Source organism: Terriglobus sp. ADX1, assembly GCF_036877645.1.
Classification (GTDB): Bacteria; Acidobacteriota; Terriglobia; order Terriglobales; family Acidobacteriaceae; genus Terriglobus.
Window position 1 is genome coordinate 113989 of sequence record NZ_JAEDXV010000010.1, and the last position, 21792, is coordinate 135780.

A 21792-nucleotide genomic window follows, 5' to 3' on the forward strand; every position below is an offset into this window, starting at 1 on the left:
CACTGATGCCGACTCTATTTGATCCCATTCGCGTGGGTGATCTTGATCTGCCGAACCGCATTTTCATGGCGCCCTTGACGCGTCTGCGTGGCACGGTGAACCACGTTCCTCGCCCGGAATTGATGGCGGAGTATTATCGCCAGCGCGCTTCGGCCGGACTGATCATCAGCGAAGGAACGCCGGTGGACCCGAAGGGTGTTGGCTATCCGCAGGTGCCCGGCATCTGGTCTGCGGAACAGGTGGAAGCGTGGAAACCCATTGTGGAGGCTGTCCATCAGGCAGGTGGCCGTATCTTTTCGCAGATCTGGCATGTGGGTCGAATCTCGCATTCCTCTTATCTGGATGGTGAACCGCCAGTTGCGCCCAGCGAGATTGCTGCGGATGGCCATGTGAGCCTGGTGCGTCCCATCACCGCGTTTGAGACGCCACGTGCGTTAACCATAGGCGAAATCCACGGTGTGGTGGAACAGTTTGGGCGTGCTGCGGAGAATGCGAAAGTAGCTGGCTTCGACGGCGTAGAGCTGCATGGAGCAAATGGCTATCTCCTGGATCAGTTCCTTCAAAGCGGAAGCAATACACGCCAGGATGAGTATGGCGGCTCAATTGAGAATCGTGCGCGGTTGATGTTGCAGGCGACAGATGCTGCAATCTCTGTGTTTGGCGCGGGACGTGTCGGAATGCATCTGGCTCCGCGCAGCGATTCGCATGGCATTAGTGATGCGAATGGCACAGAGACGTTTTCGTATGTAGCGACGGAGCTTGGGAAGCGAAAGATTGCGTTCCTGATGGCGCGCGAGCATGAAGCTGCAGACAGCCGTGGACCGCTGCTGAAGAAGTTGTTCGGCGGAGTTTATGTAGTGAATGAAGGATTCACCCTGCAGAGTGCGAATGCCATTCTTGAGCGTGGGGATGCGGATGCAGTGGGATTCGGTAAGGAATTCATCGCCAACCCAGATCTGCCGCGGCGTTTGAAAGAAGGCTCGGTGCTGAATACTCCTGTTCCCGCGCTGTTTTATTCACATGGAGCGGAAGGGTATACGGATTACCCTGCGCTTCCGTAAGGAAGAACAGGGTAGTCACCGCAGCGTGCGTTAAAAGTGGCGCACGCTGCGGGGTGTATCGTTACGTTCGGTAGCGCGGTCAATCGGAGTGGTTTTTTCTGCTGTGCGTTCCATGGAGCGCGCAACAATATCGCGTGAGCCAAGCCCGAAGGCCAGTGCCAGCGCCAATACCATGCCGCCAAAGAGAATGCCGAAGCCGATTTCAACGATGCGGCCACCGATCTCAAGATGATCCAGCACCATGGCTGCGGTGAAGATAAGTACCAGCCACTTCACGCCGAGCGAGAGCGCGCGCGCGTAATTCAAGCGAGCATTGACGGCGCTGATGAGCACAGAACGCGAGAGATACCGCGCAAGGATCGTGCCAGCAATCAGGATGATTAACGCGCCGATGGAGTGCGCAAGATAGGGAAAGATGAACGGCGCAAGGTCGCTTGTGCCTGCTGCATCGTATGCTGATACGCCAATAGCAAAGCCCAGAGCTACGCACATCCAGAAGACTACGCGGCTGATGAGCAGCGAAGGGCTATGTGATGGTGCCCAGTCCGAAACACCGGCAGAGTTGCGCTCTCCCACGCGTTCGTCAAAGCGAAGACGCGTCAGCAAAGAGCGAATGCCCCATGCGAGTGCGGCACCAACCAGTGCAAGCAATACCACCGCCAGCAGAAGCGCCAATACGCCAGGCAGAAAAACCGCCAGCTTCGTCAGCACGCGGCTGAAGGAATCCATGAGAGCATCTTCGACTTGCGAAAACATGGTGAGAATCTCCTGTGTGTTCCAGATGTGCTATGGATTGAAGCGATCGGGCCAACGCCAACGCGAAACCAGGTAAGGCTTATCTGCCTCAAAGGCGCGCGCGAGAGTCTCCGGAGGATTTTCTGTGCTGGAATTGGCCTGTATATGTGATGCAACCCAGGCAAGATACAGCGGGGTAAGCGCACCCAGAAGATGACCGCGGTTGATCGTTCGCAGGCGGTGCGCCAGCACAAAGTCATAGACGATGCGGACCCATAACGTGTCCGGCATGGAAAAGGTTTCTGCCGGTAGACGAGACAGGTGCTTCAAACCGAGCAGTGTCTGTGGTGGCAATACGAGTGACCACAGTTCATGTAGATTCCCGTAGCCAATGCGGAAACTTTCAATCAACTCTGAGGTTTCTTCCGGCGATACGGTCGGTGCAGGAAGGCTCACATCGGGCACGTCGTTGATGGAATGCATGGCGACTGGCGGTCGTGTGCGCTGCCAATAGCTGGCTTTGGTTTCAATTTCAGTGAAGAGTGATGCTGTTAGCGCACCGAGGATGGTGGCAAGATCAGCTGTCGTTGGGTGCGGTATCTCGCGAACGCCGGAGGAAACATCGGCCACGGAGAATCCGGCGGCTGCGGCTTCTATTGTTGGCCACAGCAGCATGTCCGGCTGTCCTGTGGCGGTTTGCTGCTGTGCTACGGCAGCTATGCGCTCAACGGCGCGGTTGGAAAGCGCAAGATCCAGAGCCATCGGAAAAGCATTCCGCACACCAAAAAGCGCACGGGTAAGCGGATGAAGAATGGCTGCGTTAATCAAACCATCATGTGGCCCAATGCTGTAGCGGGGAAGCGCGACGTCCGCCTGTTCATTGTGGACTGCATCGAGCAAACCGCGAATCGCTACAGGCGAAAGTGAGTGAGCTTCCGCTCCCAGCAGTAAGCCGCATGATGCGCTGTGATTACGCATGATTTCATGCAGGCTCAGATACGCTGCGGAGGTCTGCACGGTCAACGTGTGGATGCTTGCGAGCGACGGATACGGTTGCAGCGATAAGCCATCCTGATGCCACGGAGCAGCTTCAGGATCGGAAACAGGATAGGCAATCAGCGTGGATGCAGCGCGATCTCCAAGAGCCTCACGCAACACCTGCAGAAGCGGTTGCAGAGCATCGGCAGGAGCATCGGAATACCACGACCCAAGGCAGATGACGGTTTCCGTGCTCACGGCATCGCTCGCAACCTGTGATTCCATGCGCATCTCCATGGCTGCGGTGGTACTCATGCCCTGCCTCCTGTCATATCCAGCAGACCAAGTATGCCAGCGAGCGGTATTGCAATCCAGTCGGGCCGATTATTGACCTCATAAATGATTTCATAAAGTGCCTTTTCCAGAAGATAGGCGCGTAGAAGGATTGCCTCTATCTCTTTGGTGGCACGGGGTAACGATTCAGTCGCTTCGTGATAGCCCTCGAGAAATACATTTGCCGCTGCATGCTCCCATGCGTCGCGTTCCGTGGAAGGAGACGTTCCAAAGCCCGCGGCTGCCGCGTAAGAGAAAGAACGAAGCATCCCTGCCACGTCACGCAGAGGCGATTGTTTCATCCGACGTTCTTCCAATGAACGGGCGGGCTCGCCCTCAAAATCAAGCAGGACGAAGTCATCTTGTGTTCGAAGCACCTGGCCAAGGTGATAGTCACCATGGATGCGCGTTCGAATAGCAGCGCTTGTTGCTGGGAGATGACGGAGGCTTTCTGCAAGTGCCAGCATGTCGTCACGTTTGCTGATTAGTTTTGCGACCGTTGGCAGTAGTGCATCCGGTAGCTTTGCGAAGCTTGTTTTGAATGCGTCGACGGCAATGGTGATCTGCGATTCCAGGCGTGCTGCATCACGATCCAGTGCGCTGGTATCGGTGGCTTCTACTGCGAATGCAGGATTACTGGTTGGTGTGGCCAGGGCACGATGCATCTCGCCGGTTCGTTTTCCTAGCAATCGGACGGCATCGATGTATGCAGCACTGCCGGGGGATTGATGGATCTGCGACAGCGTCCACTCCCATCCGTCGCCTACGTTCGCTACTAAACCTTGTAGCAGGCCAAGTGTGGTCGTCTCGCCATTCTTTGGGGTGTACAGCAGCTCACCTGCGAACGGGGCAATGTGCTGAAAGTGTGCAGTTTCGGTAAGGAAACGTCCGATTTCTGCGTCGGGGTTTTCACCAGTTTGCAACCTTCGAAACAACTTCAGAATGAACGTGGTGCCATAGAGCAAAGACGAATTGCTCTGCTCTGCTGAAGTTCTGCGCGCCGCAATGTTTGCACTCTTCGCGCGCAGCGTTGCAAAAGCGGAACTGCGCTTTCCTGTAAGCATTCCCTCAGCATCCGAGGCCAGTGTTTGTTCTGTCTCAATGATGCGGAGCAACTCCTGGCGCGCCTCTTCAATGAAAAGGCCATCCACCAGAGCTCCACCGGAGGCTACTCCCATCTGCGCTGCTGCAATGATGCTCTGTGGCGACTCTGCTCGAAGGCTGTCTACGCGTTCGCCGGCAATATAGGCAACGGGGAGTGTATAGAGATCGCTGTCTCCCTCGACATAGTCAATCCCAAGAATCAGTATTGCCGCGTCAAATCGCTGCAGCGGAACGCTCCCTGTAATGCGAACAGTTTTGATGGTGCGCGACTTCGCTCCAAACCATCGTTGCGTCAGCAGGAACTTGGGCAGGAAGGTTTCCTGCAGTAGTTCTGCTCCCGCTCCCGTGATGGCGCTCTGCAGGTTGCCGGCGGGCAAAACAAGCTCGGCAGTTTGGACGTCCAGTGTCGACGGCTTTTCTGATTCATTTTGTGGAGCTGGCTGTAGTTCCAGCCACAGGAAAGCGTAAGGTCCAAGCGTCACGGGATAGGGTTCGTCGGTGATCTTTGGAAACGAAACGTACCCAAGCATCTCCACCGGAATCATTCCCTTGAAACGCGAAAGATCGAGTGTCACAGGTTGCGCAAAGCGTGAGAGATTCGCCACGCATACCACGCGTTCTGAATCGTATTCGCGCAGATAAGCCAGTACTTTGCGATTCTCTGGGCGCAGAAACTCCAGCGTGCCGCGACCGAATACCTGGAACAGTTTTCGCAACGCAATCATATTGCGCGTCCAGTGCAATAGCGAGGAAGTATCACTCTCTTGCGCCTCTACATTGATTGCTTCATAACCCCATATGGGGTCCATGATCACAGGCGAATACAGCCTTGCAGGAACAGCGCGACTGAAGCCTGCGTTGCGATCGCTGTTCCACTGCATGGGTGTGCGGACGCCGTTGCGGTCGCCAAGATAAATGTTGTCGCCCATGCCGATCTCGTCGCCGTAATAAAGGATCGGCGTGCCAGGAAAAGAGAGTAAGAGTGAATTCAGTAGTTCTATGCGGCGACGGTTATTGTCCAGCAGCGGAGCAAGGCGACGACGAATGCCTACGTTAATACGCATGCGCGGGTCTGCCGAATATGCAAGATACATGTAATCGCGTTCATCGTCGGAGACCATCTCCAGCGTGAGTTCATCGTGATTACGAAGGAAGATGCCCCATTGGCAATTCGGCGGAATGTCTGGCGTGCGCGCCATGATTTCAGTGATGGGGAGGCGGTCTTCCTGCCGCAGTGCCATATAAATGCGCGGCATAAGGGGAAAGTGGAAGGCCATGTGGCACTCATCGCCATCGCCGAAGTATGGCCGCACGTCTTCCGGCCACATATTGGCTTCCGCCAGGATCATGCGGTTTTCATATTCCGACTCCATAACCGCGCGAAGCTCTTTGATGACCAAGTGTGTTTCTGGCACATTTTCGCAAGAAGTTCCATCACGCTCGATCAGGTAGGGAATTGCATCGAGGCGGAGACCATCTACCCCCATATCCAGCCAGTAACGCATGATGTCGGCAACCGTTTCTCGTACTACGGGATTGTCGAAATTCAGGTCCGGCTGATGCGAAAAGAAACGATGCCAGTAGTACTGTCCGGCAACAGCATCCCAGGTCCAGTTGGATTTTTCCGTGTCGGTAAAAATAATGCGAACACCGTCATATAGCTTGTCCGTATCGCTCCACACGTACATGTTGCGTTCGGGTGATCCAAGCGGGGCATTGCGTGCAGCCTGAAACCACGGATGTTGATCGCTGGTGTGATTGATGACGAGCTCAATCATCACCTGCATGCCACGTGCATGTGCGGCGGTAAGGAACGCCTGGAAATCGTCAACGGTGCCATAGGCAGGGTTGACGCTCATGTAGTCGGAGATGTCATAACCGTCATCACGCTGCGGAGAGGGAAAAAAGGGCAGCAACCAGATGCATGTGACACCCAGTTCCTGCAGATAGTCGAGCTTTCCCATCAAGCCAGGAAAGTCGCCAATGCCGTCGTTGTTGCTATCGGCGAACGCCTTTACGTGCAGTTCGTAGATGACCGCGTCTTTGAACCAGAGCGGATCAGTGGCGCTGCCGGACTTCTTCCTCTTCGGACGTGCGATGGTTGCGCTCAATCTTCGGTACTCTCCGCGGCGGTATGTTCGGAAAGATGCTTGGGATGCAGTAACAGGATGTGTGCCGGCATTTTTTCCGGATTCAGGCTGACATAGTTATAAGACCCTTGCCAAAGATACGTCTCCCCTGTAAGCAGATCATGCGCCTCATATTCGCCTGCCAGCGGCATGCCGAGTTCCATCAGTTGCAGGTCTGTCCACCCGGTCTGCGTTTGATGCGGGTCGAGATTCACAATGGTCAGGATTACGTCGTCGCCTGATCGTTTGCTATAGGCAATGAGGAAATCGTTGCTGATGCCGTGGAAATGAAGAGAGTCGTTTGTTTGCAGAGAAGGATGTGTACTGCGCACACGATTCAGTAACGTAATCAGCGGAGCTATGGAAATCGGATCACTGCGATTCCACGTGCGGAGCTGGTATTTCTCGCTGTCCATGTACTCTTCACTGCCGGGTTTGGCTGGAATGTGCTCGCACAATTCATAGGCAGGACCATAAATGCCGTAGCTTGCGCTCAGTGTTGCGGCCAGGATGACGCGTTGTTGAAACGCCGCACGGCCGCCTTCTTGTAAGAACGCCACTAAAATGTCTGGCGTGTTCGGCCATAGATTCGGGCGAAAAAAATCACTGACGGGTGGTGTCGTGATCTCCTGCATGTACTCCGTCAGTTCGTGCTTCTCTGTCCGCCATGAGAAATAGGTATAGCTTTGCGTGTAGCCAGCCTTCGCTAACCCGTACATTACGTGCGGACGCGTGAACGCTTCGGCCAGGAAGATGACTTCAGGATGTGTCTGTCGAATTTCGGCAATACACCATTCCCAGAAAGGAATCGCTTTTGTGTGCGGATTGTCTACGCGGAAGATGCGTACACCCTTATCAATCCAGAAAAGGAAGACGCTGCACAACTCTTTCCAGAGTGCGCGCCAGTCATCTGACTCGAAGTTGATCGGATAGATATCCTGATATTTCTTCGGAGGATTTTCAGCATACTGAATGCTGCCATCCGGACGTATCTTGAACCAGTTCGGATGTTCACGAACCCACGGATGATCGGGCGCGCACTGAAACGCAATGTCGAGCGCGATTTCCATATGCAAAGCCTGTGCTGCATCGACCAATTGTTCAAAGTCAGCAAAGGTTCCCAGTTCATCCAGGATAGCTTTGTGGCCTCCATCACAATCGCCAATGGCCCATGGGCTTCCTACATCATCCGGCTCTGCAAAGATTGAGTTGTTTTTCCCTTTGCGGAAGGCTGTGCCGATGGGATGTATCGGTGGAAAGTACACGACATCGAATCCCATTGCAGCTACGTCTGGAAGCAGAGCCTTTGCATCGCGCAGTGTGCCGTGTTCACCGTTTTGACCGCACGAACGCGGGAAGAATTCGTACCAGGTGGAGTAGCGTGCGCGCTCACAGTCCACCCATAGCGGAAGCTCTTTGGAGTAGGTGGATGCGAAATTCAAATCCGGATATTGAAGCGCTAGCAGGATGATGTCATTGCTAAGCGGAAATTCATAAAATTCCGCGTTCTTTTCCGCCATGTAACGCAGCGAGCTAGCGGCACCTTTCAGTGTTTGCGCATTGGTGGCGCGGGCGCGAGCCGATGCCTGATCAAGCAGTATGGCACCGGTTTGAAGAGCTAACGCGATGTCGCTTGCAGGACGCGGTTTAACTGTTCCGTTCGATAACTTTGCAGGTACCTTCAGGTCTTCCAGCGCCACTGTATTTCCGTCTACAGCAGTTCCGCCCTCATTTTGCTCAGGCCCCCCGGGCGGTTGTGTGGGGTTTTGGTGAGGTGTTTGCGCGTCGATTCGCTTATGCAGATCGTGAACCCATGTGCCGAAGTGATCAACCCATGCCTGCACGGTGTAAACCCAGGGGCCGATGGCATCCACAGTAAATTCTGCTTCCCAGATATCGTTGCCACGCTCCAGAAATGGTGTGGTGCGCCAGGCATGTTCAGATGTGCGCCTGTAAAGAAGTTTTGCTGCGACGTGATCGTGCCCGTCGGAGTAAATCGCGGCTGTTATGCGAATGCGGTCGCCTACGATGCGTTTGACTGAGTGGCGTCCGCAATCAACCTGCGGTTGCACGTCTTCAATAATGACGCGGCTGCGGCCTTCTTTCGGCTTCAAGCATTCCTCCTTGCCATTGCCCGCAGACATTCCTCCGGGGCTGCTCGCTGCATCCAATCACGCTGAGATCGTCCTTCCAGCGAAGTTTCATCTGGTAAGGATGCGAGGGAGAAGCAGGTGTTTGCTTGCGCCGCCCCGTATACCGCTTTCTGCCTGGAGGGAACTCGTTGACCAAGCAAGAACACACAGAAACACAAAAGCCTCTACATGCGGCTCGGATTGAAGACTACGCCTTGATTGGCGATTGCGAAACAGCTGCGCTTGTATGTCGCAACGGCTCGCTGGACTGGCTGTGTTGGCCTACTTTTGCTTCTGGAGCGTGTTTCGCGGCTCTCCTCGGGACGGAAGATCATGGCTACTTCCAAATACAGCCATCGACCGAGGAGAAAGTGATCGGTGAAGAATGGCGATATAAACCGCACACGTTAATCGTGGAAAAAGTTTGGAAAACCGAGAATGGCGAGGTGTTGGTAAGCGACTTCATGCCTCCGCGAGAGAACAATTCGGATGTTGTGCGGATTGTGAAAGGGCTTCGCGGTTCGGTGAAGATGCGTATGGATCTGGTTTTGCGGTTTGACTATGGCCGGACCGTCCCGTGGGTGCAGCGAGTGGATCACCATATGCGTGCCATTGCAGGGCCGGAATTGGTGGTTCTTCGAACGGAAGCTCCGTTGCGCGGGGAAGGCTTGACGACGGTGAGCGACTTCGAAGTGCATGCGGGGAAAACGATCTGCTTTGTTCTGTCATACGGCTCATCGCTGCAGAAAGATCCTGCCAGTTTCGACCCGCAGGATGCCTACCGGGATACCGAGCGGTTCTGGACAAAATGGACATCGCAACGAAAGGGAAAGACAGATTGGCAGGACTGCGTGGAACGCTCTCTTATCACGCTGAAGGCTTTGACGTATCGGCCTACGGGCGGTCTTGTAGCGGCGCCAACAACGTCGCTTCCTGAGAAGATTGGCGGAGTTCGCAACTGGGACTATCGATATTGTTGGCTGCGGGATACTGCCTTCACGCTACTGGTGTTGTTGCAGGAAGGCTACACAGAAGAAGCACAGGCATGGCGTGGCTGGCTGCTGCGTTCCATTGCAGGTTCAGCGGAGCAAATCCAGTCTCTTTATGGGCTTGGAGGCGAAAGACAATTAATGGAATGGCAGGCAGATTGGCTGCCAGGCTATGAGAATTCCAAGCCGGTAAATATCGGAAACAAAGCCGCAGAGCAATTGCAGATGGATGTGTTTGGAGAGGTGATTGCTGCACTGGCTCGAACGCCCACGATGAAGGACGACATGTGGAATCCGGCAGTGCGCGCTTTGGTGGTAAACATGCTGGAACATCTGGAAAATATATGGACGCTACCAGACAGCGGCATATGGGAAATCCGGGGTTCCGAAAGGCACTTTGTGCATTCCAAGGTGATGGCATGGGTTGCATTTACGCGAGCTATCGAAGCGTATGAGAAGTTCGACAGTAAAGATGATGCAAAGTTGCAGGAAACCGTAGAACGCTGGCGAAGCGTGAAAGACGCCATTCATAGGGACGTATGCGCGAATGGATACGATGTGGAGCGGAATACGTTTGTGCAGGCATACGGGTCGCGCGTTCTCGATGCGTCTCTTTTAAGGATTCCGCTTGTGGGATTTCTGCCCGCAAATGATCCGCGGGTCGCGGGAACAATAAAAGCTATTCAACAAGAACTGCAGAAGGGCGATTTGGTCATGCGATACAGCGCCGAGAGCGATGATGGTTTGCCGCCGGGCGAAGGAGCTTTTCTGGCCTGCTCATTTTGGATGACGGGCGCCATGTATCTCAGCGGCCAGCAGGCAGAGGCCCGCTCCATGTTTGAAAGATTGTTGAAGTTGCGCAATCCACTTGGTTTGATCGCGGAAGAATATGACATGCAGGAAATGCGGCAGGTAGGAAATTTCCCACAGGCTTTCTCGCATCTCACGATGGCTCATGCAGCCACAATTCTGAGCGGTGGAAAAGGTCCCTGGAGTGAGGCGCTGGAATCTGTGGAGCATTGTTGATTCGGCGCGGAGTGGCGGTAACTGCCGCTGACTGACGCCGTCATCGGCGTGCCAAACAACTTACTGCAGATGACCGGCACCTAAAGGAGAGAACTAACGGATTTAGACACAGAAAGGCTGCCGCCGTGCGCGGCACAGAGCAGCCTGCACAGGAGACGATGCGCACACCGCTATCTACATATCGCCTGCAGTTGCATGCCGGATTTACATTTTCCCAGGCCATTGCAATTGCGGAGTATCTTCGTGACCTCGGCATTTCCCATGTGTACAGTTCACCCTACCTTCAGGCGGGCAGTGGCTCTACGCATGGTTATGACGTGGTGGACCATCATCGCGTCAACGCGGAATTAGGCGGAGCAGAGGGCCACGAGGCATTTTCGAAGAAGTTAGGAGAGCTTGGCTTAGGACAGGTTCTGGACATTGTTCCGAACCATATGTCTGTGGACCGCACGAATCGCATGTGGTGGGACGTTCTGGAGAACGGACCCTCCAGCCGCTTTGCCACCTTCTTTGATATTGACTGGAACTCCGCTGAAGAAAAGCTGCGCGATAAAGTGCTAATGCCGGTACTCGGCGATCAGTATGGCCGTGTGCTTGAGAAGGGCGAAATCCACATTGACCGCGACGGGGTGCAGTTCATCGTCCGTTATGGTGATCAGAAATTTCCTGTTGCGCCTCGGTCATTATCGGCTCTTCTTACCCGTGCTGCTGAGCTCGCTCCTTCTGACACGTTGAACTTTCTTGCTGTTTCCTTCGCACGTTTGCCGGCGCCGGATTCCACTGATCGCAGTGTGCAGCTTGCACGGCATCGCGATAAACAAGTGCTACTTGGATTGCTGCAACGTCTGTGTCGCGAAGAAGAAGCGATCTGCCGTTCGATTGATGAAGCACTCGCGGAATTGAACGGAAACATTGATGCGCTGGACGAAATCCTAAATGCGCAGAACTTTCGTCTTGCCTATTGGCGTACATCCGATCAGGAGTTAGGATATCGCCGTTTCTTTGATGTCAATTCACTCATCGGTCTGCGCATGGAACGCGAGTACGTCTTTGAAGAGACCCATGAACTGATCCTGTACTGGCTGGACCAAGGCGTGTTGGATGGCGTGCGGATCGATCACCCGGATGGTCTGCGCGATCCCAAACAGTATCTGGAGCGTCTGCGGTCGCATTCTCCCCACGCATGGATCGTCGTGGAAAAAATTCTGGAGCCTGGTGAATGGCTGCGACAGGATTGGCCTGTGCAGGGCACAAGCGGCTACGACTTCATGAACCTCTGCAATGGCCTCCTGGTGGATCCAGATGGGCTACGCAGGATCGATGCCATCTACCGCGAGTTTACGAACGAGCAGGAAAGTTACTCCGATGTCATGTTCGAGAAGAAATCCAAGATCGCTCAGGAGACATTGGCCAGCGATGTAAATCGTCTGGCAAATATCTTTGTTGCCATCTGTGAAAACAATCGCGATAGCCGTGACTATACGCGTGCGCAGATTCGACGTGCGATTCGTAATGTTGCGGCGTGTTTCGATATCTATCGAACCTATGTGGTTTGGACGCCAGACCATCAGGAGATTGGGGACGAAGATCGTCAGCATATTGCCGGGGCGATTGAAGAAGCAAAACGTCGAAAGCCAGATATCGATGCTGGTTTGTTCGATTTCATGCACGACGTTTTGACACTGAAAGTGACGGGAAAACTTGAAGGCGAATTCGTCGCACGTTTCCAGCAGTTCACGTCACCCATCATGGCCAAGGGTGTAGAAGATACTGCGTTTTATACCTTCAACCGATTCACTGCGTTGAATGAAGTGGGTGGTGATCCCGGCGCGGATGGCAACAGCGTGGAGCAATTCCATGCTTACAACGCACACATGCAGACGACATTCCCAACCACGATGCTGACGTTGTCTACGCATGACACCAAGCGAGCGGATGATGTGCGTGCAAGGATTGCTGTGTTGGCAGAGATGCCTGCTCGATGGGCCGCAAAAGTAAAGCGATGGTCACGTATGAATGCGAAGTATCGTATAGGTGCGTACCCTGACGCGAACACAGAGTATTTCCTATACCAGACACTGATTGGTGCATGGCCCATTCCAGAAGATCGGTTGAAGCAGTACATGCAGAAGGCCATGCGCGAAGCGAAGCGTGTCACGTCATGGCTGGCGAATAACCAAGAGTATGAAGATGCGTTAAACCGCTTCATTGAACAGATACTGAATGACTCTGCATTCGCTGCTGAAGTGGAATCGTTTGTGCAGCATATCCGCCGTGATGGATGCGTTAATTCACTGACGCAGACACTGCTGAAATGTACGTCACCAGGTGTTCCCGATCTGTATCAGGGCGCTGAGCTCTGGGATTATTCGTTGGTAGATCCAGATAACCGCAGGCCGGTGGATTACGATCTGCGGCGCAACATGCTTGCGGAACTTCGGGAGTTATCGCGCGAAGATGCAGCACGTTTTGCAGTGGCTCACTTTGAGCAGGGATATCCCAAGTTGTGGGTGATTTTGCAGGCGCTGCAACTTCGTTATGAGCGCCCGGCGTCGTTTGATCAGTCGGCCACATACGAACCACTTCTTCCGACGGGGCCAAAGGCGGATCACGTGATTTCCTATGTGCGTTCGGGAGATGTAATCACGTTAGCGGCGCGTTTTCCGCATCGTCTGGATAACAACTGGAGCGGTACCGTGTTGCAACTACCGCCGGGTAAGTGGACGGATCGCATGACGGGGCGTGTTCACAACGGTGGTGTGCCAATGCGTATTAGCACGCTGCTGGATGATTTTCCTGTTGCGCTGCTGGTGCGTGACAGCGAGACGACCGATGGCCGTGACGTAAGAAAAACGCGCGGTCGTGACTTGGCTGCCTAATAGCCAAGACATTTGGAAACGGGAAGCGGCGCACGAAGAGTCGCGGGAAGGACAAGCAGGATGCATCATTTTTCGGTTTGGGCACCACGGCGCAACAAAGTATCTGTGCGCGTGGATGGCGTGGATTATCCGATGGAAGGCCCATCGCAGCGCGGTTTCTGGAAGACCGACGTGGATGCAGCGGAGCATGGCAGCAACTATGCTTTTCTACTTGACGATGATCCGCGACCGTATCCTGATCCACGTTCTTTCTGGCAACCGAAGGACGTACATTCTGAATCGCGCGTTCTGGATCATTCTCATTTCCAGTGGACTGACGAGAAGTTTCGGCCCATTCCGCTACCTTCTGCGGTGATCTACGAGATGCACGTAGGCACCTTTACGAAAGAAGGCACGTTCGACGCTGCGATTGAAAAGCTCGACTATCTCTTTGAGCTTGGTATTACTCATATCGAACTTCTTCCCATCTCGTCGTTTGAGGGAAGGTTTTCGTGGGGATACGACGGTGTGTCGCCTTATGCCCCAGATGAAACCTATGGCGGTCCAGATGGCGTGAAGCGGTTTGTAAACGCGTGCCATGCAAAAGGGCTCGGCGTGATTCTGGATGTGGTGATGAACCACTTCGGACCTGCAGGCAATTACACTCAGATGTTCGGACCGTATTACACCGATCGTCATCACACGCCGTGGGGTGCTGCGATCAATCTGGAAGCGGGCGGCAGCGATCAAGTCCGTCGTTTCTTTATCGATAACGCCATCATGTGGCTACGCGATTATCACTTTGATGGGCTGCGGCTCGATGCAGTACACGAATTGATTGATCGTTCCGCGATGCATTTCCTGGAACAACTCTCACGTGAAATAGAGGATCTGTCAGCATCGCTGGGACGGTGCCTGTTCCTGATTGGCGAAACCGATCTGAATGATCCTCGTTTTGTGACCCCACGTGAGGCCAATGGTTTTGGTCTGGATGCGCAGTGGAGTGACGACTTCCATCACTCGCTGTTTACGCTCCTGAGACACGAACCCCACGGCTACTTCGAAGACTTCGGCACCATCGAAAATCTGGCGACCACGCTTCAACAGGTGTTTTTGTACGATGGCCGCTACTCCCGGTTCCGTCAGCATAATCATGGGCGGCAAATCCATAAGATCAGTTTTCATCGCTTCCTGGGTTACATCCAGAACCACGATCAGATCGGCAATCGCGCGCACGGCGAACGTCTGGAACAGTTGGTCGGCATGCGCAAAGCGAAGCTGGCTGCAGGAGTTGTCATGACAGCTCCGTTTCTCCCCATGGTGTTCATGGGAGAGGAGTGGGCCGCCTCCACGCCGTGGCTGTACTTTGCTGATTTTCAGGACGAACATCTGCGCCAGGCGGTGCGAGATGGCCGCAAGAAAGACTTCGAGGCCTTTGGGTGGTCGGACGATGTACCCGATCCGGGCGATGTGAAGACCTTTGAGTCTTCTGTCCTGAACTGGAACGAGCTACAAGAACCGAAACATGTTGAGATGTATCGCTGGTATCGCGATCTGATTCATCTTCGTCGCAGAATGCTGGCGTTGAATCTTGGCGATTTTGGACGAATGGTGGTGCATTGCAACGAAGAAGAGCGTTGGATTTATACAGATCGCGGCAATGTGCGCACCATGATGAACTTTGCCGAGACAGCGACCAGCTTTGCTGTGGAGCCCGGATCCGAACTCTTGCTATGCAGTGATATCGTTCCGGAACGTAAAGAGGACTGTGTCCAGCTACCCGCGTTGAGCATGGCGGTGTACCACTGGCCCCCGCAGCCGCTGGATCAGGACCCGCCGGAATAATAGGTGGCGTTGAATTGCTGAGATGACAGGTAGCGCCGTTTTTTGCCAGAAATCGCTTTTTCTAACGAAACTTTCACAGGACACGTCCGTATTTCTTAGTGAGTACAGGATTTCCGCATTCCTGGAAGACCCTTTCATCACTGGAGCAGGACGTTGAACCATCGCTGGATGCAGTCGGGGACGCTACAAACGATTTCACGGAGACTGGCTCTGGCCGCCGTCATGGGGGCCGCAACTGCGCCTTTGGCATGGACTTCGGTTGCGTCTGCGCAGGCCGCGCCTGCTGCAGGCCGCGTGCTGGGTACGGTGAAGAGTATCTCCGGCAACACTCTTACGGTGGCTCCAGACGGCGGTGCCGCTCCAACAACGGTAACGGTAGGCGATGGTGCTCGGATTCAGCAGAGCGCCGATATGAAGACTGTTTCCGCTGCAACGCTGGATCAGCTTGCAGTCGGCGATCGTGTTCTGGCGACCGGGACGCCCGGTGACGGCGGAGCCCTGACGGCAACCCGCCTCATCATGATCAAGTCTGCGGCCATCGCGCAGCGCAACGCGGCTTCGCAGGCGGATTGGGCAAAGCGTGGTTCTGGTGGCATCGTGAAGTCGGTTAATGCTGGCGCGAACACTATCGCCATCAGCTCCGGCAAGAAGGATGTGACCATTACGACCACGGGCAGCACGATTTATCGCCGCTATGCTCCGGGATCGGTCAAGTTTGAAGAGGCGCAGCCGAGTACGCTGGCAGCTATCCAGCCGGGTGATCAGCTTCGTGTTCGTGGTGACAAGTCGCCGGACGGAGCAAATATCACGGCCGATGAGATCGTGTCCGGTACCTTCAAGAATCTTTCGGGAACCATCGTTTCCATTAACGCGACCGCGAATAGCCTTGTAATCAAGGATTTAGCCACAAAGAAGAACGAAACAGTGGTCATCAGCGATGCCAGCGATCTGCACGCGATGCCTCCTGAGATGGCGGCTCGGTTCGGTGGTGGCGGTGCTGCTGGTGCGCGTCGTCCGGTTGGAGCGGGAGCTTCTGCGGGCGGTGGACAGGCTGGCGCAGAGCGCCCGGCGGGTCCCCCGGCAGGTGGCCCTCCGGCTGGCGGTCCTCCCTCGGGCGGTTCAGGCGGTTTCGGCGGACGTCCTGGCGGACGTGCTGCTGATTTGGCTACCATGATCCCACGCCTTCCGAAGACAACCCTGGCTGCGCTGAAGCCAGGAGAGGCCCTGATGATTGTGGCCTCAGGCAATGGCAATGCCGGTCCGTTTACGGCAATCACGCTACTCAGTGGCGTGGAACCCCTGCTGACCGGACCTGCGGGCAGCGAGATGACAATTTCGCCTTGGAGCCTTGGCTCTGGTGGCGGCGAGGGTGGTGGGGGCGGACCGGAATAGCGTTTCGCCCCACATCCACGAGATAGAACAACAACTTCTGTGCTGCGGAGAAACTCCAAAGCATTCACACTTAACCTTCTTTGAGGGTCATGATGAACTTTTGCCTTACAAGCTCTCGACGGCTGTCGATTGCGCTTCTTTCGGTAAGCCTGGCGGGTAGCGCGACTTTATGTGCACCGATGGCATACGCTCAGACGGCATCTGCCGCTACGGTTACCGGATTTGTGCTGGATCCGGATCAGGCTGCGATCCCCGGCGCCACCGTCACACTGACCCCCGCCAAAGGGCAGGCGCTGACCACCACTTCCGGTGCGGACGGCGCTTACACGTTCCGCAATGTTCCTGCGGGCACGTATTCGCTGACGGTCACAATGCAGGGTTTTGCATCGTTCGTGCGCCAGGGCGTGAGGGTAGCAACGGGCACTGTCAACATCAATACAGCGATGGCAGTTCAGTCGGAGTCCACGGAAATCAACGTGACGACGCAGAACACGCAGGTGTCCACGGATCCCGATTCCAACGGCAGTTCGGTTGTCATCAAGGACAAGGATCTGGAAGCACTGTCGGATGACCCGGATGAGCTTTCCAGCGAGTTGTCGGCCCTCGCCGGCCCTTCGGCTGGCCCGAACGGCGGTCAAATTTACGTAGACGGCTTTACGGGCGGTACGCTTCCACCAAAGTCTTCTATCCGCGAAATCCGTGTGAACCAGAATCCGTTCTCGGCACAGTTCGATAAGCAGGGTTTTGGTCGTGTGGAAGTGTTCACGAAGCCGGGTACGGACAAGTACCACGGTAACTTCAGCCTGCAGGGCAACGATAAGTCGTTCAATACGTCCAGCCCATTCCTGGGCGCCACGAACCAGCAGCCGGATTATCACCGCATCTTCTTCATCGGGTCGTTGACTGGCCCAGCTACGAAGACAAGCTCGTACTCCATTGCAGGCAGCTACCGCGATATTGAAGACAACAGCATTTTCGCTGGCAATATCATCAGCGCTGGCCCTACCTCCAATGTGCTATGCCAGCCAGGAGACCTTACCTGCGCACTGAATACGTTCCCGGATGCGTCACGCGCAACCTTCCATCCGCAAAAGCGCTGGGATCTAACGCCGCGTTACGACGTTGCCTTGGGCGAGAAGAATACGCTGACGATCCGTTATCAGTATGAGAGCAACAGCTCGAACAATGCTGGTCTCGGTTCCACATCTCTCAACACGACGGCGTACAACACCGGAAGCCACGAACATCAACTCACCATTAGCGACACGCAGATCATCAGCAGCAAGCTGATTAACGAAACGCGTCTGCAATTGGTTCGTGATATCAGCTCACAGGCACCCCAAAACACTTCGCCAACTTTGACACTTACCGGCTACTTTAGTGGTGGTGGTTCCAGCTCAGGTACGCAGAACAGCACCAGCGATCATCTGGAACTGCAGAACTACACATCAGTTGCCTTGCAGAAGAACTTCATCCGCGCGGGTATGCGCTTGCGCGTCTATCGCGAAGCCTTGTATTCCAATGCAGGCTCAAACGGTACATTCACCTACGGTCCCACCACGAACTGCACCACAACGGCCCCGGTGACCTGCACTCCTACGACATCGGATTACAACTACATCCATGGTCAGCCGTTCCAGTATCGCGTGACTACCATCAACAATCCGCGTGCGGAACAGTCTCTGGCAGACGTTGGTTTCTATGCTGAGGACGACTGGAAGATAAAGCCGAATATGACGCTGAGCTATGGCGCGCGACTGGAATCCCAGGGTGCGATCAATAGCAAGGCTGATATTGCTCCGCGTGTCGCCCTTTCCTATGGTGTTCCTTCGAAAAAGGGGAACCCTAGTACTGTGATTCGCGCTGGTTGGGGTGTCTTTTATGACCGTTTCAACCTGAGCGATGTCATCCAGACACAGCGCCAGAATGGCATCAACCAGATTACGAACATCTATAGTGGTCCTCGCAACTCGGATGGCAGTGCCGGCGCAATCACAACGGGATGCGGTCCTTCGAATGCGACAGCTTGCGGTACGGGAACTGTGGGTTCGCAGACGATCTATCAGCTTGGTGCGAATCTGCGTTCTTCCTACAACATGCAGACGGCCCTAGGAGTCGATCAGCAGATGGGTAAGCGGTCTACGATCTCGTTCAACTACTTGAACACGATCGGCGATCACATGTACATGTCGCGTTCGATTCCGACAGCAGCTGGAAACTACGTGTACCAGTACCAGTCCGGTGGTGTGTATCGCCAGAATCAGCTCATCGTGAATGTGCGTACGCAACTCAGCCCGCGCTTCTCGCTCTTTGGCTTTTATGTCTATAGCAATGCAAAGGCGAATACGAATGGCGCGGATTCTTTCCCTACGGACAGCCTGAATCCGAAGACGGACTACGGTCGTGCGTTGTTCAACGCCACGAACCGCATTTTCCTCTTCGGTAACTGGAATGCGCCGTATGGAATCAATCTAAGCCCGTTCTTTAGTGTGAACTCTGGTAGCCCATATAACATCACGACCGGATCGGACGTGAACGGCGATACCGTCATCAATGACCGCGCCGGTTTTGCGAACGGTGTCTCCGGAAACTGCAAAACGGCTACCGACTTCATTTCCACCGGCATCACGTCAGCCAACCGCGTTCCGCAGGGCTATTGCACCGGGCCGTCGAACGTACAGGGCAATCTGCGTATCGTGAAGGTCTTTGGCTTCGGCGCCAAGACGGGTGCTGCAGCTCGTCGTGATCAGGCCAGCAATGGCGGCCCGCAAGGTCCTCCTCCGGGCGGCGGCGGTGGAAACCGTGGCGGTGGTGGTGGCGGCGGTCGTGGTGGTCCTGGCGGCTTCGGTGGCGGTATGTCCTCCGGACACAAGTACACGCTCAGCGTAGGCGCGCAGATTCAGAATCTATTCAACTACGTGCCGTACTCCACGCCAAATGGTTCGCTGAGTTCGTACAGCGCAGATCCGTCGAAGAACCTTTTTGGTAAGTCCACATCGTTGTCCAGCATGGGACCGGGCGGTAGCTCTGCCGCAGTTCGTACCGTGACCCTGCAGATGAGCTTCAACTTCTAATCTGCAAACACAAAATGAAAGAGGCGCACCCGCAAGGTGCGCCTCTTTTTGTTTTACAAAAACGAACTATTTGCCGAGTGCCACGGTCTTGGCGACGAGAAACTCACGCATGCCCTGGGTGCCAAGTTCCCGCCCATAACCGGAGCGTTTCGCGCCGCCCACAGGCAGTCGTGGATCATCTTCAGGCAGCGCATTCAACGCTACAAATCCGGCGTCCACACCGTGGATGAGCTGTTGTTGCTCTGCGGGTTCTTTCGTCCAGACTGAAGCCGAGCGTCCCAACGAGGTGTCATTCGCGATTGCAATGGCATCCTGCAGATCATGAGCCCGGAACAATAGGCAGACAGGACCGGAAAAGGCATCGCGTGCTACAGCAGAGTTTCGCGGAACATCAGCGAGCAGTGTCGGTTCAAAGAAATTTCCGCGACCCACCATGCGAGTTCCACCTGTTAGAACGCGGCCACCGGCAGTTACTGCGACCTGTACCTGCTCTTCCAGGAGCTTCACTGCATCGGCTGTTCCCAGAGGTCCCACGCGCGTTTCTTCTCGCAGCGGGTCGCCCACGGACAGGGATTCCACGGAGGCAATGAGTCGCCCCATCACTGCGGTGTACATCTCAGAGTGCAGGATCACACGCCGAATGCTGTCGCCCTTGCAGACGGCTTCAATCACGGCCGCAATAGCGGCGTCTTGATCAGCCGAGGGCATTACGATCATCGGATCGTTGCCAGGAAGTTGGAGAACACTCTTCTTCAGTTGCCATCCGGCCTTTGCCGCCAATGCTCGTCCGGTGGATTCCGTCCCGTATACAGATACCGCGGCAACTTGATCGTCTGCCAGCGCTGTCTCCACCAGTCTGTCTTCGATCAAAAGGGCCGTGAGGGTGCCGCGGGGAAAACCCGCGCGGCGTACCAGGGCTTCCACTTGTAGTGAACATTGCGGAACGCTGCCTGCGTGTTTCAACAACACTGTGTTGCCCGCGACCAGCGCAGGAACAAAAAGGCGGAACGCATGCCAGAACGGAGATTGCCACGGTAAGACGGCAAGCACCACGCCGATGGGACTCCATTGCACGTAGGCGTGTTCTCCCTCACCGGGGAGAAGTTCAGGAGCCAGCATGCGCACGGCATGCTCGGCATAGTAGCGGCAGGCATCCACGCATCGTGCTATTTCGGCTGAAGAGGCAGCAATGGTTTTCCCCGTCTCCTGCGTGATGGTGCGTGCCAGTTCAGTACTCTCTTCTTCCAGTAGAGAAGCAAGTTTGCGCAGGCACAGGAGGCGGTGCTCCAGGGGCAGCGAGCGTTGGAGTGTGGCTGCTTCATGGGCCTGCGCGATACGTGCCCGCAACGCATCTTCGTCCCAAGTTGCAAAGGTGCGGAGCGCATCTCCTGTTGCCGGATTAAGGGACTGCAGTGGCATCAAACTCCTTGGCTGCAAACTCTGAGGGCATGCTGGCAATGACTGCGGCATACCTATACACCGGTGTATAGCTCCGGCCTCTATCGCATCTACGGTAGCAAACCCAGTCCGCAGATGGCTTCTGCGGCCACGGTAGGCACAAAAATTTATAGTAACGGGCCGGGCTATGACGGCGCGCTGAACTCGCCATTCTCTTTGCGCCCTGCGATACTTAAGGGGAGGCATTACCGAATGAGCAATACCGTTTCTCCTGATCCGAAGTTCATGCGCATGGCGATTGAGCTGGCCACAGACAACGTTATTACGGGGAAGGGTGGACCATTCGGCGCGGTAGTCGTGCGCAATGGTGAAGTGATTGCGGCTGCAGCAAATACCGTCACAAGCTCGAATGATCCCACGGCACATGCTGAGGTCAATGCAATTCGGATAGCGTGTTCGAAGCTGGAGACTTTCCAGCTTGAGGGCTGCGACATTTACACCTCATGTGAGCCTTGCCCCATGTGCATGGCGGCCCTTTACTGGTCGCGTTGCCGGTCGGTTTTTTATGGGAATACCAAGGCCGATGCTGCGGCCATTGGGTTCGATGATCAGTTTCTGTACGACGAGGTAAATCGGCCGCTGGATCAGCGCCGTATTCCGTTTCAACGCATGTTGCCGGACGAAGCTATCCGCTCGTTTCAGGCATGGCAGAACAGCAATGAAAGGATCGATTACTAA

Annotated in this window: 12 protein-coding genes; 7 read left to right on the plus strand and 5 right to left on the minus strand. The window is 55.0% G+C overall.

What is annotated here, in order from left to right:
• The first annotated feature begins 5 nt into the window (after positions 1–5).
• Positions 6–1061 carry an alkene reductase gene (locus JAO32_RS08810; protein ID WP_334239529.1) on the plus strand — a complete coding sequence of 352 codons (1056 nt, stop codon included), beginning with the start codon at positions 6–8 and terminating at the stop codon, positions 1059–1061.
• Positions 1062–1091: 30 nt separating this feature from the next.
• On the opposite strand, the gene JAO32_RS08815 is transcribed toward JAO32_RS08810, so the two are convergent.
• From JAO32_RS08815 to JAO32_RS08830, 4 genes are read right to left on the minus strand one after another with little or no spacing between them, the layout of a single operon-like run.
• Positions 1092–1817 carry a hypothetical protein gene (locus tag JAO32_RS08815; RefSeq protein WP_334239530.1) on the minus strand — a complete coding sequence of 242 codons (726 nt, stop codon included), beginning with the start codon at positions 1815–1817 and terminating at the stop codon, positions 1092–1094.
• Between the two features lie 30 nt (positions 1818–1847).
• Positions 1848–3089 (minus strand): hypothetical protein, encoded by a 1242-nt coding sequence (locus JAO32_RS08820; RefSeq protein WP_334239531.1) that lies wholly within the window; start codon positions 3087–3089, stop codon positions 1848–1850.
• Positions 3086–6322: a maltose alpha-D-glucosyltransferase gene (treS, locus tag JAO32_RS08825; protein WP_334239532.1), complete on the minus strand. Its 3237-nt coding sequence runs from the start codon at positions 6320–6322 to the stop codon at positions 3086–3088. The genes JAO32_RS08820 and treS overlap by 4 nt, the downstream gene beginning before the upstream one ends.
• Positions 6319–8454: an alpha-1,4-glucan--maltose-1-phosphate maltosyltransferase gene (locus JAO32_RS08830; protein ID WP_334239533.1), complete on the minus strand. Its 2136-nt coding sequence runs from the start codon at positions 8452–8454 to the stop codon at positions 6319–6321. Before JAO32_RS08830 ends, treS begins: the two co-directional genes overlap by 4 nt.
• Before the next feature lie 167 nt (positions 8455–8621).
• Here JAO32_RS08830 and JAO32_RS08835 point away from each other — a divergent pair, with 167 nt between their 5' ends.
• The 5 genes from JAO32_RS08835 to JAO32_RS08855 all read left to right on the plus strand — a co-directional run bounded on the left by JAO32_RS08835 (position 8622) and on the right by JAO32_RS08855 (position 19656).
• Entirely contained in the window at positions 8622–10487 is a 1866-nt protein-coding gene (locus JAO32_RS08835; RefSeq protein WP_334239534.1) for a glycoside hydrolase family 15 protein, read from the plus strand.
• A 125-nt stretch (positions 10488–10612) separates the two neighbouring features.
• Positions 10613–13366, plus strand: coding sequence for a malto-oligosyltrehalose synthase (gene treY, locus JAO32_RS08840; protein WP_334239535.1), 2754 nt, complete (start codon positions 10613–10615; stop codon positions 13364–13366).
• A 60-nt stretch (positions 13367–13426) separates the two neighbouring features.
• The gene (gene treZ / locus JAO32_RS08845; RefSeq protein ID WP_334239536.1) at positions 13427–15190 is read left to right on the plus strand and encodes a malto-oligosyltrehalose trehalohydrolase; all 1764 of its coding nucleotides are present in this window, start codon (positions 13427–13429) and stop codon (positions 15188–15190) included.
• Between the two features lie 153 nt (positions 15191–15343).
• The gene (locus JAO32_RS08850) at positions 15344–16582 is read left to right on the plus strand and encodes a DUF5666 domain-containing protein (RefSeq protein WP_334239537.1); all 1239 of its coding nucleotides are present in this window, start codon (positions 15344–15346) and stop codon (positions 16580–16582) included.
• Between the two features lie 179 nt (positions 16583–16761).
• Positions 16762–19656, plus strand: coding sequence for a TonB-dependent receptor (locus JAO32_RS08855; RefSeq protein WP_334239538.1), 2895 nt, complete (start codon positions 16762–16764; stop codon positions 19654–19656).
• Between the two features lie 66 nt (positions 19657–19722).
• Here JAO32_RS08855 and JAO32_RS08860 read toward each other — a convergent pair whose 3' ends face one another.
• On the minus strand, positions 19723–21075 hold the full coding sequence (locus tag JAO32_RS08860; protein ID WP_334239539.1) for an aldehyde dehydrogenase family protein: 1353 nt from the start codon (positions 21073–21075) through the stop codon (positions 19723–19725).
• Between the two features lie 231 nt (positions 21076–21306).
• Here JAO32_RS08860 and JAO32_RS08865 point away from each other — a divergent pair, with 231 nt between their 5' ends.
• Positions 21307–21792, plus strand: coding sequence for a nucleoside deaminase (locus JAO32_RS08865; protein ID WP_334239540.1), 486 nt, complete (start codon positions 21307–21309; stop codon positions 21790–21792).

What these genes read in the sequence shown, in the direction of transcription:
- JAO32_RS08860 (WP_334239539.1), bottom strand. Translation starts at nt 21,075, where the DNA reads ATGCCACTGCAGTCCCTTAATCCGGCAACAGGAGATGCGCTCCGCACC.
- JAO32_RS08815 (WP_334239530.1), bottom strand. Translation starts at nt 1,817, where the DNA reads ATGTTTTCGCAAGTCGAAGATGCTCTCATGGATTCCTTCAGCCGCGTG.
- JAO32_RS08855 (WP_334239538.1), top strand. Translation starts at nt 16,762, where the DNA reads ATGGCATACGCTCAGACGGCATCTGCCGCTACGGTTACCGGATTTGTG.
- JAO32_RS08820 (WP_334239531.1), bottom strand. Translation starts at nt 3,089, where the DNA reads ATGAGTACCACCGCAGCCATGGAGATGCGCATGGAATCACAGGTTGCG.
- JAO32_RS08810 (WP_334239529.1), top strand. Translation starts at nt 6, where the DNA reads ATGCCGACTCTATTTGATCCCATTCGCGTGGGTGATCTTGATCTGCCG.
- JAO32_RS08865 (WP_334239540.1), top strand. Translation starts at nt 21,307, where the DNA reads ATGAGCAATACCGTTTCTCCTGATCCGAAGTTCATGCGCATGGCGATT.
- treZ (WP_334239536.1), top strand. Translation starts at nt 13,427, where the DNA reads ATGCATCATTTTTCGGTTTGGGCACCACGGCGCAACAAAGTATCTGTG.